Origin of the sequence: Nonomuraea sp. NPDC049655 (assembly GCF_044465465.1) — a bacterium.
Taxonomy (GTDB): Bacteria; Actinomycetota; Actinomycetes; order Streptosporangiales; family Streptosporangiaceae; genus Nonomuraea.
Map to the genome: position 1 here is coordinate 246,402 of NZ_JBITLS010000018.1, position 12,121 is coordinate 258,522.

The following is a 12,121-nucleotide window of genomic DNA, read 5'->3' on the forward strand; positions in this document are numbered from 1 at the left end:
CAGGAAAGGTCAGGAATGCGCTACCGCAAGATGGGAAACCTCGGCTGGGAGGTCAGCGAGGTCGGCTACGGCATGTGGGGCATCGGCGGCGGCCCCGGCGGCTTCACCGGCTGGGACTACGACGTCGCCCCCCGCTGCCTCGACGAGGCCGTCGAACTGGGCTGCACCTTCTTCGACACCGCCTGGGTCTACGGCCGCGGCGTCAGCGAGCAGCTGCTCGGCGCGCTGCTGCGCCGCCACTCCGGCCACCGGCTGTACGTGGCCACGAAGATCCCGCCGAAGAACCGCGAATGGCCCCCACGACCGGACGACACCCTCGACGACGCCTACCCCGCCGAGCACATCCGCGAGTACACCCACCGCAGCCTGGACAACCTGGGCGTCTCGCGCATCGACCTCATGCAGTTCCACACCTGGGAGGACCGCTGGGCCCGCGACGAGCGGTGGCAGGAGGCGATCAGGGACCTCAAGAGCGAGGGCCTGATCGACGCGGTCGGCATCAGCGTCAACCGGTGGGAGCCGGCCAACTGCTTCGCCGCGCTCGACACCGGCCTGATCGACGTCATCCAGGTGATCTACAACATCTTCGACCAGGCGCCCGAGGACGAGCTGTTCGACCGGGCGCTGCGCGAGGGCGTGGGCATCATCGCCCGGGTGCCGTTCGACGAGGGCACCCTCACGGGCACCCTGACCGCGGACAGCACGTGGCCGGAGGAGGACTGGCGCAGCACGTACTTCGGGCCGGAGAACCTGGGGCCGAGCGTCGAGCGGGCCGAACGGCTCAAGGCGGCGCTCCCTGAGGGGCTGTCGCTGCCGGAGGTCGCGCTGCGGTTCGTGCTGCACCATCCGGCGGTCAGCACGGTGATCCCGGGGATGCGCAGGCCGGCGCACGTGCGGGCCAATCTCGGCGTCTCCGACGGGCGTCCGCTCGACCCTGACCTGCTGAGCGAGCTGCGGCGGCACCGCTGGGACCGGGTGCCGGCCTGGTGGTCGGGGTGAGCGGGCCGCTGGTCGCCATGTGGGCGCACTCGCGCTCGGCCTCGACGGCGTTCCTGCGCATGATGATCGAGCGGGGCGACGTGGCCGTCCTGCACGAGCCGTTCCTGGCGCTGACCGAGGAGGGCTCGCTGACGCTGCCCGCGCCGGACGGCGGCGAGGTGACGGCCCGGTCGGAGAAGGACCTGCTGGTCCGGCTGGCCGAGCTGGCGCGGGCGCGGCCGGTGTTCGTCAAGGAGGTGCTCGACTACGAGTACCCGCACCTGTTCAAGCATCCCGAAGACCTGGCGGGGATCGTCCACACGTTCATCGTGCGCGACCCGCGGCCGACCATCGCCTCGCACTACGCGATCAAACCGGCGGTGACCTGCGACGAGATCGGCTACGAGCGGCTGTTCCTGCTGCACGAGCTGGTCCGGGAGGCGACCGGCCGGCGGCCGCTGGTGATCCGCACCGAACGGCTGATCCGCGAGCCGGCGGCGGTCGTCGAGGAGTTCTGCGCCTACACCGGCCTGCCCTTCCTGCCCGGCTCGCTCAGCTGGGCCGCCGGTGACCGCCCGGAGTGGGGACGGACCCGCCGCTGGCACCTGGACGCGAGCGGCAGCGCCGGGTTCGAGGACCGCGGCAACGTCTACGCCGCGACCGTGGACAACCATCCGGCCCTGCGGGCCTTCTACGACCACCACCTCCCCTTCTACCAGCGCCTCGTCCAGGACGAATAGGGAGCATCCATGTCAGAGTCACCGGGCCGGCTGTTCGCGCGGGCCTACGCCGAGGACCCCGGCCACGCGGAAGTGACCTTCGACTACACCATCACCGAGGCGCACGAGCCGACCAAGGACCGGCCCCGCCTGACCGTGCGCAACCTGCTCAAGGTCGTCCCCGTCGAGGGCGACACGGCCCGGTTCTGGACGGAGTCGCCGCCCGGCGAGGAGGAGCGGCGGTCGGTGCGCGACTCGGACGTGCGCCGCGAGGCGGCCTTCAGGTTCGGCATGTCGGAGGCCAAGGTGCATCCGATCCGGGCGTGGGTGCAGATCCCCGACGGCCTGGCCGCCGACCCGGACGCCCTGGCCACCTTCCTCGACTACCGCCTGCTGGTCCGGCTGGCCACGGCCGAGAACCTGGCCCTGACCACCGCCCTGCTCGGCCATCCGGAGATCGCCCGCCTGCCGTACGACGACTACGTCCACGGCGTGCTGTCGGCCTGCGACGAGGTCGAGCAGTCGGGCGCGACCCCGCACGCGATGATCGTCAACCCGCGCGACTACTACCACCGGCTGATCGGCCGGGGCGGGCTGCTGGCCGAGCTGGCCGAGGGCAACGGCATGAAGGTCAGCCGCAACCGGTGGGTCGCCCCCGGGGACGCCCTGGTCGGCGACATCTCCGTGGCGGCCAGGCTGCTGGACGCGGGCCGCTCGGTGATCCGGGTGGCCGAGCCGCCGCCCGGCACGTTCGCCCGGCCGGGCGTGGCCGTCTGCGCGGAGGTGTACGAGGGCGTCGCAGTGCATCTGCCGGGGTTGTTCTACCTGGTCACCCCCGCCGGGGAAAACACCGTATTTCCCACTTCATAGCAATCGAGTAGAACGAGAACGACGAAAGGCGGTGACCGTGTCGGACACGAGCCAGGAATACCGGCGCAATGGTTGGTGGCGCGACGAGACCTTTCTGGACGACTTACGCCGCAACACAGGTACGTCTCCCGACAAGGCGGCACTGATCAGCCGGCGGGTCGCCGACGGTGTCACCGACGTCGTCACGTACGCCGAGCTGGGCGCGATGACCGACCGCATCGCGCACGGCCTGGTCCGGCTGGGCGTGCGGCCGGGCGACTTCGTCGCCATCCAGCTGCCCAACCGCAGGGAGACGCTGCCCCTCGCGCTGGCGTGCATGAAGGTCGGCGCGCGCATCGCCCCGCAGATGCCCATCTACCGGCACCGCGAGCTGGACTTCATGATCCGGCTGACCGAGGCGAAGCTGTTCGTCACCACGAGCCGGATCGGCCACCTGGACACGGCCGAGACGGGGATGACCCTGGCCCGGGAGATCCCGAGCCTGGAGCACGTGATCGTCGTCGGCGGCGACGGCCCGCCCGGCTCGCTCGACTTCGACGAGCTCCTGCTCAACCCGGAACCGGGCGACCCGGCCGACATCGAGGGCCGCGAGCTGGGCCCCGACGACCCGTTCCTCATCCTGTTCACCTCGGGCACGACCGGCGAGCCCAAGGGCGCCCTGCACAGCCAGAACACCCTGTACGCCGACATCAAGGGCTACGCGGAGGCGTTCGGGCTGGACCCGAGCCTGGTCATCATGACGGCCCAGACGTCGATGCACTACGTCGGCCTGGTGATGGCGTACCTGACGGCGCTGACGCTGGGCGGCACCGCGGTCACGGCCGACGCCTGGGATCCAGGCGTCTACCTCGACCTGATGGCCGACCACGACGTCACCATGTACTACGGCTCGCCGCCGTTCGCCCGGGAGATCAGCGAGGAGCAGGCGGCCCGCCCGCGCGAGCTGCCCAGCCTGAGCGTCTTCGTCTCCGGCTCGGCCCCCGTCCCCCCGCACCTGGTGGAACGGGTCACCGAGACGCTGGGCGTGCGCGTGTACGCGCTGTGGGGCATGACCGAGAACGGCGGCGTCACCATGACCAGGCCCGAGGACCCGCCCGAGCGGGCCGGCGAGAGCGACGGCACGGTCATCTCCGGCATGGAGGTGCGCATCGTCGACGAGGAGAACAAGCCGGTCGAGAAGGGCGAGATCGGCGCGCTCCAGGTACGCGGCGCGGCCCAGTGCCTCGGCTACTACCTGCGCGACGAGATCTACGCCAAGTCGATCACTCCGGACGGCTGGTTCGACACCGGCGACCTGGCCCGCGACGACGGCTACGGCGGCGTGCGCATCTCCGGCAGGACCAAGGACGTCATCATCGCCAACATGTGCCTCAAGCTGCCGGTCAGCGACATCGAGGCGCTGCTCGGGCGGCATCCGGCGATCCGCGACATCGCCCTCATCGGCATCCCGGACCCGGCGCTGGTCGAGCAGGTGTGCGCCGTCGTCACGCCGTCGGGCGAGCCGCCCACGCTGGAGGAGTTGCGCGCCCACCTCAAGGAGGCCGGCGTGAACGACTGGTTCTGGCCCGAGCGCCTGGAGATCGTCGAGGAGATGCCGCGGACCGTCACCGGCAAGATCCGCAAGGTCGAGCTGCGGGAGCGGTTCGGCGCGGCGTCGGACTGAGGTGGCCGGCTCACGGGCGCTCCCGCTCGCCGTCCTGTGCGGGAGCGCCTTCCTCGGCGCGATCGACGTGCAGCTCGCGAACATCGCCTTCCCCGACATCCTGCGCAGCTTCCCGCGCAGCAGCCTGCCGGAGCTGTCGTGGGTGTTCAACGGCTACGCGATCGTGTTCACCGCGGCGCTGCTGCCGGCCGGCGGCCTGGCCGACCGGTTCGGCGCGCGGCGGGTGTTCCTGACCGGCCTCGCGGTGTTCGTGGTCGGCGCCGCCCTGTGCGCGGTCGCGCCGTCGGCCGGCGCGCTGATCGCCGCCCGGGTCGTGCAGGGCGTGGGCGGCGGGGTGATCACGCCGCTGACGCTCGCGCTGATCCTGCCGTACTACCCGCCGGAACGGCGGGGCACGGCGATCGGGCTGTGGAGCGCGGCGCAGTCGGTGGCGACGGCGTCGGGGCCGTCGCTGGGCGGCATGCTGGTCGGCGTCTGGGACTGGCGGACGGTGTTCTTCCTGCACCTGCCGGTCGGGGCGGCCGTGCTGGCGGGCGCCTGGCGGATCGTGCCCAAGGGGGCGGGTGAGGCGGCCACGTCCCGGCTGCCGGACATCGCCGGGCTGCTGCTGCTGGTGGGGGCCATCGGGCTGCCCTCGCTGGCGATCGTGCAGAGCGACGCGTGGGGGCCGGGCAGCCCCGGCACGATCGCGGCGCTGGTCGCGGGCGTCGTCGTGGCCGTGCTGTTCGTCCGGCGGGCGCGCACGCATCCCGCGCCGATCGTGGACCTGGGCGCGCTGCGGGCGCGCGGCACGCAGCGGGCCAACCTCGCGATGTTCCTGGTCGGGCTGGTGATGTTCGCGCTGCCGCTGGCCAACATCCTGTTCCTGACCGGGATCTGGGGGTACTCCGTGGCCGCCGCGGGGCTCGCCGTCACGCCGGGGGCGCTCGCCCAGGTGCTGACCGCGCCGCTGGCCGGGCGGCTGGCCGCCAGGACCGGCCATCGCCTGCTCGCCCTGTGCGGGGTGGCGCTGCTGGCCCTGTCCACGGCGTACCTGGCGTTCGCGACGGGGGACTCCCCGGCGTACCTGACGGTGGTGCTGCCCGCGGTGGTGCTGTCGGGGGTCGCGGTGGCCGTGCTGATCACGTCGCTGAGCGGCGCGGCGGTGGCCGAGATCCCGCCTGCGCGGCTGGCCACCGGCACCGCCCTGTCGGTGACCTCGCGGGCCGTCGGGGCCGTCATCGGCGTCTCGGCGCTGGTGCTGGTGCTGTCGGGCGACCGGCTCGGGGCGATCGGGGCGTATCAGGGGGTGTGGCTGACGATGCTCGGCCTGTGCGCGCTGGTCGCCGTCGCCGCCGCGGGCCTGCGCGCCCCGCGGTCCGAGCCCGCCGCGCAACGCGCCTGACCGGCGCACGGCCTCAAGGGACGGGCCCGTCGAGTCAGTCGGGGGCGTAGGCCAGGACGTGGTCGTGCAGCAGGCGGCCGGCCCGCGGGTCGTCCCGCTCGAACGCCTCCACCAGGGGTTCGTGGTCGGCCGCGTTCTCGTGCGGCCGCATCCGGAACAGCCGGATCGACACGTGCGTCCAGACCTCGACGCCGAGCGACTCCCACACCGACACCAGCAGCGCGTTGCCGGACGCCGCGACGATCTCCCGGTGGAAGGCGACGCCGTGGCGGACCTGGTCGTCGAGGGAGCCGGCGGCCGCGGCGGCGTGCAGGCGGGCCACGTGGGCGCGCAGCGCGGCCACCGGCGGCCGGCCGAGGCGGGTGGCGGTCTCCTCCAGCCCGGCCCGGACCTGGTAGACCTCGCGCAGGTCGTCGAGGGTGAAGCCGCGCACCCGGGCACCGCGGTGGGGCGCCGACTCGACCAGCCGGAGCGCCTCCAGCTCGCGCAGCGCCTCGCGTACGGGGGCCTGGCTGACCTGGAGCTCGGCGGCCAGGCGGCGCTCGACGATGCGCTCGCCGGGCTCCCAGCGGCCGCTGATCAGGCCATCGAGCAGCACTTTCCTGATCTCCTCGCGCAACGGCGGCCGCACCACGGGCTCCACAGATAATCCTTTCATCGGATGATCGATCATATGGTGTTTAATGGAAGCATGGAGAAAGACCTGGATCCACAGGAGACCGCCGAATGGCTCGAATCGCTTGAGGCGGTCCGGCGGGCGGCCGGCCCCGATCGGGCCGATTACCTGCTGCGCAGGCTCGCCACGAGCACGCGCTATCTCAACACGGTGCCCACCGCCGAGGAGCCCGCCTACCCCGGCGACCTGGCGCTCGAAGAACGCGTCGCGGCCTACGACCGGTGGAACGCCGCCGTCATGGTCAGCCGGGGCAGCAAGCTCGGGCTGGGCGGCCACCTGGCCACCTACGCCTCGGCCGCCTGGCTGTACGAGGTCGGCTTCAACCACTTCTTCCACGGCACGGACGACCAGGTCTTCTTCCAGGGGCACGCCTCCCCCGGCGTCTACGCGCGGGCCTTCCTCGAAGGGCGCCTGAGCGAGGAGCAGCTCGACCTGTTCCGGCGCGAGACGCAGGGCGGCCTGCCGTCGTACCCGCACCCGAGGGCGATGTCGGGCTTCTGGCAGTTCCCGACGGTGTCGATGGGCATCGGCCCGCTCAACGCGGTCTACCAGGCACGGTTCAACCGCTACCTGCACAACCGCGGCATCAAGGACACCTCGCACAGCCATGTCTGGGCCTTCCTGGGTGACGGCGAGATGGACGAGCCGGAGTCCACCGCGGCGCTGACGCTGGCCGCCAGGGAGGGGCTGGACAACCTCACCTTCGTGATCAACTGTAACCTCCAGCGGCTCGACGGCCCGGTACGCGGCAACACCCGGATCGTGCAGGAGCTGGAGAGCGTCTTCCGGGGCGCGGGCTGGCACGTCGTCAAGGCGCTGTGGGGCGCCGAGTGGGACGGCCTGCTCGGCTCCGACGAACTCGTGGCCAGGCTCGGCGAGGTGCCGGACGGGCAGTTCCAGACGTTCGCCGCCGCCGACGGCGCCTACATCAGGCAGCACCTGTTCCAGGGGCTCGACGTGCCGTACTCCGACGACGACCTGCGGCGCATCGTCGGCGGCTCGCGGGCCGGGCACGAGCCGCGCAAGGTGTACGCCGCCTACCACCGGGCGCTGCAGAACCGGGGCGCGCCCACGGTGGTCCTGGTCCAGACGGTCAAGGGCTGGACGCTGGGCGCGGGCGTCGAGGCGCGCAACGCCAACCACCAGATGAAGAAGCTCACCCTCGACGAGTTCCGCGTCATGCGCGACCGGCTCGGCCTGCCGGTCCCCGACTCGGCGCTGGCCGGGGAGCTGCCGCCGTACCTGCACCCGGGGCCCGGCTCGGCCGAGGCCGAGTACGTCGCCGAGCGCCGCCGGGAGCTGGGCGGCCCGATCCCCCGCCGCACGGTCGCCGGCCGGCCGCTGCCGCAGCCGGGCGAGCGGCCGTTCGCGGCCCTGGCCAAGGGCTCGACGCAGCCGATCGCCACCACGATGGCGTTCGTCCGGCTGGTCAAGGACCTGATGAAGGAGCCGGAGACCGGGCGGCGCTGGGTGCCGATCGTGCCCGACGAGGCCAGGACGTTCGGCATGGAGTCGCTGTTCCCCACGGCCAAGATCTACTCGCCGCTCGGCCAGCGCTACGAGTCCGTCGACCGGGAGCTGCTGCTGGCGTACAAGGAGGCGGTGGACGGGCAGATCCTCATCGAGGGCATCACCGAGGCCGGCTCGATGGCCTCCTTCACCGCGGCGGCCACCAGCTACGCCACCCACGGCGAGCCGATGGTGCCGTTCTACATCTTCTACTCGATGTTCGGCTGGCAGCGGACCGGCGACCAGATGTGGGCCCTGGCCGACCAGCTCGGCCGCGGCTTCCTGCTCGGCGCGACCGCCGGCCGCACCACCATGACGGGCGAGGGCCTGCAGCACGCCGACGGCCACTCCCAGCTCCTGGCCTCCGCCAACCCCGCCTGCCTGGCCTACGACCCGGCCTTCGCCTACGAGGTCGGCGTCATCGTCCGCGACGGGCTCAGGCGCATGTACGGCGAGGCCGCCGAGGACGTGTTCTACTACCTGACCCTCTACAACGAGCCGCTGCCCCAGCCCGCGATGCCCGAGGGCGTCGAGGAGGGCATCGTCAAGGGCATCTACCGCTACTCCGCCGGCGGCGGCGCCGCGCACCTGCTGGCCAGCGGCACCGCGATCCACTGGGCGCTGGAGGCCCAGCGGCTGCTGGCCGAGGAGTACGGGGTGGGCGTGGACGTCTGGTCGGTCACCTCGTGGAGCGAGCTGCGGCGCGAGGCCATGTCGGCGACCGGGGTGCCGTACCTGCGGCAGGCGCTGGCCGGGACCGAGGGGCCGGTGATCGCGGTCAGCGACTGGATGCGGGCCGTGCCCGACCAGATCAGGCCGTGGATCGACCGGCCGTGGACCTCGCTCGGCACCGACGGGTTCGGGCTCTCCGACACCAGGGAGGCCGTGCGCAGGCACTTCGGGGTCGATCCGCGGTCGATCGCGGACGCCGTGCTGAAGGCGGTGGAGGAGTAGCAGCGGGGGCGACTCGTCCCGGCGTAACCGTATTTATCGAGGAATCTCCCTAAGTTAGGGCCTGGTGCACCAACCGTGTTCTGCTGATCCCGGGGGGAGACGGGTGAGAACACGGTTGCGCCGGTCGCTGCGTACGCGGCTGGCACTGCTCGCCGGCATCGCCATGCTGCTGCTGAACGTCGTCGTCAGCGGCTTCGTCATGTTCGGCATCCACGACGACGTCGCCGACGTGCGCGCCAGCGACGTGTCCGGGCGGGCCCTGCGCGTGCTCCTCATGGTCAAGCGCAACCAGCTGCCCCAGGTGCTGGAACCCCTCGGCCTCGACGGCATCCAGGTCGTCGACCCGGCCGGACGGGCCGTCGCCTGGACGCCCAACCTGGCCGGCGCCCCCCGCCAGACCGCCCACGTCCCCCGTGACCAGGCGAACTACGTCAGCAGGAGCTGCGACCTGCCGGCCTTCCCCGGCCGGTGCGAGCTCGTGGTCGCCCTGCGCGCCTTCCAGCCCGAGGGCACCTGGATCATCTACGCCTTCGACCCCGCGGTCCCCTGGTTCGTCAGCCCGCAGGTCGTGCTGTTCCAGATCGTGGTGTCGGCGCTGCTGGTCGGGCTGACCTTCTTCGGGGTGTCGCGGGTCGTGGCCAGGACGCTCGCCCCCGTCAGCAGCATCACCAAGCGGCTCGCCGAGATCACCGCGGACGGCGGCGGCCTGCGGGTGCCCGTCCCGGACACCGACGACGAGATCAGAGCCCTGGCCGAGACCGCCAACCAGACGCTGGAACGGCTGGAGACGGCGCGGGCCCGCCTGGAGGCCGCGATGGAGCAGCAGCGCAGGTTCGCCGGGGACGCCTCGCACGACCTGCGCAGCCCGATCACCGCCATGCGCGCGCAGGTCGAGGAGGCCATGCTGCATCCGGAGGAGACCGACTGGCGGGAGACCAGCACCCAGGTGCTGGCCAGCCTCGACCGGCTGCAGGCCATCGTCACCGACCTGCTCACGCTGACCAAGCTGGACGCCGGAGCGCCGAGCGAGCGTGAGCCGGTGGACCTGGGCGAGCTGGTGGCCGCCGAGACCGCCAGGCCGCGGGCCAAGCGCGTGGTCACCAGCCCGGACGAGGGCGTGGTGGTCATGGGCGACCGGCTGCAGCTCACCCGTCTGCTGACGAACCTGCTGGACAACGCCGAGCGGCACGCCGAGACTCAGGTCGCCGTGACGGTCCGGCAGGAGGGCGGCCGGGCCGTGCTGGAGGTCCTGGACGACGGCGCAGGCATCGAACCGGCCCAGCGCGAGCTCGTCTTCCAGCGCTTCATCCGCCTGGACGACTCCCGCAACCGCGACGCCGGCGGCACCGGCCTCGGGCTGCCGATCGCCCGCGAGATCGCGACCGCGCACCACGGCACGCTGACCATCGAGGACTCCCCCAAGGGCGCCCGCTTCGTCCTCCGCCTCCCCCTCGCCTGACGGGTGCGGAGCCGCGGGGTCTGGCGCTTGGCGTGGCCGCGGGGTTCCGGTGCTTGGCGTGGCCGCGGGGTTCTAGTGCTTGCCGTGGCCGCGGGGTTCTAGTGCTTGCCGTGGCCGCGGGCCAGGCCCTTGCCGTGCTTGGCCTTGGCGGCCTGATGGCCGACCTTCCGCCCCTTGCCGGAGCCGGCGGCGGACGTGGCGCCGGACCGGGCGCCGGACCGGGCGCCGGTCACGGCGGGCCGCTGGGCCGGCGGCTGGGCGACGGGCTGGGCGGGCGGACGGCGGCGGGAGCCGCTCTGCTCGGCCGCGCGGTCGGAGGCGCCCTCCGAAGAGCGGTCGCGCGCGATGGCCACGGCGTGCATGATGCCCTCGTGCTCGGTGGCCTGGTTCGGCGCCGGGTCGGCGTAGGAGGGCGTGCGGGTGGCGGCGGGCGGGCCGCCGTCGCCGTTCCAGGACGTCGTGAGGAGCACGCTGGCGACGAGCGCGGCCAGGGCGGTGAGCTGCCGCCAGCGCTGCGGCCTGCCCGGCTGCGGGATCGACACCGAGAACGGCAGCAGCTCGCGGTGCGCGCGAAGCCCGCGCGCGGCGTCGGGCATGGTCCGGCGCACGGCGTGGTTCCGCTCGCCGGTCCTGCGTACCGCGCGGTCCGAGCCCGGGATCCGCCGCCTGGCGTCCGGCCGCGCCCCGGCGACGGCCCCCACGTCCCGGACGCCCACCGGGACGGGATCGGCCACCGCGACGGGATCGGCCACCGGGACGGGATCGGGAACGGCTTCCGGGGCGGGGAGGGAGACCTCCGGGGCGGGCGCCGCGGGGAAGCGGGTGGGAGGAAGGAGGTCGCCGGTGTTGGGCAGGGGATCGGCCAGGGGGATGGCGGCGGTGTCGTGGGGTTCCTCGTCGCGCAGCGCGGCCACCCGGGTCAGGCGCCGCCGGGCCTCCTCGCCGTCGATCCGGCGGGCGGGGTCCTTGGTCAGGAGACCGGCGATGACCGGCGCGAGCGGCCCGGCCAGGTGGAACGGCGCGGGCTCGGAGGTGAGCACCGCGGTCAGTGCGGCCAGGTGGCCGCTGTGCGGGAAGGGCGACTGGCCCTCGACGGCCGCGTACAGGGTGGCGCCGAGGGACCACAGGTCGGCCTGCGGGGTCGCGTGGCCGCCGCGCAGGCGTTCCGGGGCGATGTACGCGGGCGTGCCCACCACCATGCCCGACTGGGTGATGTCGGCCTGGTCTTCGAGGGTGGTGGCCAGGCCGAAGTCGGTGAGCAGGGCGTGCCGGTCGCCGTTCAGCAGGATGTTGCCGGGCTTGACGTCGCGGTGCACGATGCCGTCGGCGTGCGCCGCGCTCAGCGCCTCCAGCACCTGCAGCCCGAGGCGCGCGGCGTCGGGCGGGGACAGCGGCCCGCGTTCGGCGATCACGTCGGCGAGGCTGCGCGAAGGCACGAGCTGGAGCACGATCCACGGCCGTTCGTCGGCCACCACCACGTCGTAGACGGCGGCGATGTGCGGATGGCTCAGCCGGGCGGCCAGCCGCGCCTCCCGCATCGTCCGGCCGAGCAGCCGCTCCCGCTCGGTCCCCAGCGCGTGCCCGAGGGTGACCTCCTTGACCGCGACCTGCCGGTCGAGCAGCTCGTCGTGGGCCCGCCAGACCCGGCCCATGCCACCGCGGCCCAGTTCGGACAGCAGCCGGTAGCGTCCGGCCAGCAACCAGCCCGCACAGTGCGAAAGTGACATGCCGCCCTGCCTACCCGATCATCCCGCCCTCATGCAACGGCCGCACAGGCTTCGAGTCGATCCTGTGAGGAGGGCGGGCGCGGGGTCACCCGTTCGTGGGGAAGCCGAGGTTCACACCGCCGTGGGACGGGTCCAGCCAACGCGAGGTCACCACCTTGCCCCGCGTGTAGAACTGCACCCCC

Annotated in this window: 9 protein-coding genes; 7 read left to right on the top strand and 2 right to left on the bottom strand. The window is 72.9% G+C overall.

Annotated features, from left to right (window positions below):
- Positions 1-15: 15 nt before the first annotated feature.
- The 5 genes from ACIBQ6_RS44635 to ACIBQ6_RS44655 are packed head-to-tail and all read left to right on the top strand — an operon-like array spanning position 16 to position 5,614.
- Positions 16-999, top strand: a complete 984-nt coding sequence (locus tag ACIBQ6_RS44635) for an aldo/keto reductase (protein WP_358298331.1) — start codon at positions 16-18, stop codon at positions 997-999.
- The gene (locus ACIBQ6_RS44640; protein WP_358298333.1) at positions 996-1,718 is read left to right on the top strand and encodes a sulfotransferase family protein; all 723 of its coding nucleotides are present in this window, start codon (positions 996-998) and stop codon (positions 1,716-1,718) included. Before ACIBQ6_RS44635 ends, ACIBQ6_RS44640 begins: the two co-directional genes overlap by 4 nt.
- A 9-nt stretch (positions 1,719-1,727) precedes the next feature.
- Entirely contained in the window at positions 1,728-2,567 is an 840-nt protein-coding gene (locus ACIBQ6_RS44645) for a family 3 encapsulin nanocompartment shell protein (protein ID WP_358298335.1), read from the top strand.
- Positions 2,568-2,604: 37 nt separating this feature from the next.
- Positions 2,605-4,230, top strand: coding sequence for an AMP-binding protein (locus ACIBQ6_RS44650; RefSeq protein WP_397218875.1), 1,626 nt, complete (start codon positions 2,605-2,607; stop codon positions 4,228-4,230).
- Between the two features lies 1 nt (position 4,231).
- Entirely contained in the window at positions 4,232-5,614 is a 1,383-nt protein-coding gene (locus ACIBQ6_RS44655) for a DHA2 family efflux MFS transporter permease subunit (RefSeq protein ID WP_397218876.1), read from the top strand.
- Between the two features lie 34 nt (positions 5,615-5,648).
- Here the strand turns inward: ACIBQ6_RS44655 and ACIBQ6_RS44660 are convergent, their stop codons facing one another.
- The gene (locus tag ACIBQ6_RS44660) at positions 5,649-6,287 is read right to left on the bottom strand and encodes a GntR family transcriptional regulator (RefSeq protein WP_397218877.1); all 639 of its coding nucleotides are present in this window, start codon (positions 6,285-6,287) and stop codon (positions 5,649-5,651) included.
- Between the two features lie 18 nt (positions 6,288-6,305).
- Here ACIBQ6_RS44660 and aceE point away from each other — a divergent pair, with 18 nt between their 5' ends.
- Positions 6,306-8,753, top strand: coding sequence for a pyruvate dehydrogenase (acetyl-transferring), homodimeric type (aceE, locus tag ACIBQ6_RS44665; RefSeq protein WP_358298342.1), 2,448 nt, complete (start codon positions 6,306-6,308; stop codon positions 8,751-8,753).
- Between the two features lie 103 nt (positions 8,754-8,856).
- On the top strand, positions 8,857-10,212 hold the full coding sequence (locus ACIBQ6_RS44670; RefSeq protein WP_358298343.1) for a HAMP domain-containing sensor histidine kinase: 1,356 nt from the start codon (positions 8,857-8,859) through the stop codon (positions 10,210-10,212).
- 98 nt (positions 10,213-10,310) lie between these two features.
- Here the strand turns inward: ACIBQ6_RS44670 and ACIBQ6_RS44675 are convergent, their stop codons facing one another.
- Positions 10,311-11,939, bottom strand: a complete 1,629-nt coding sequence (locus ACIBQ6_RS44675; protein WP_397218878.1) for a protein kinase — start codon at positions 11,937-11,939, stop codon at positions 10,311-10,313.
- Between the last annotated feature and the right edge of the window lie 182 nt (positions 11,940-12,121).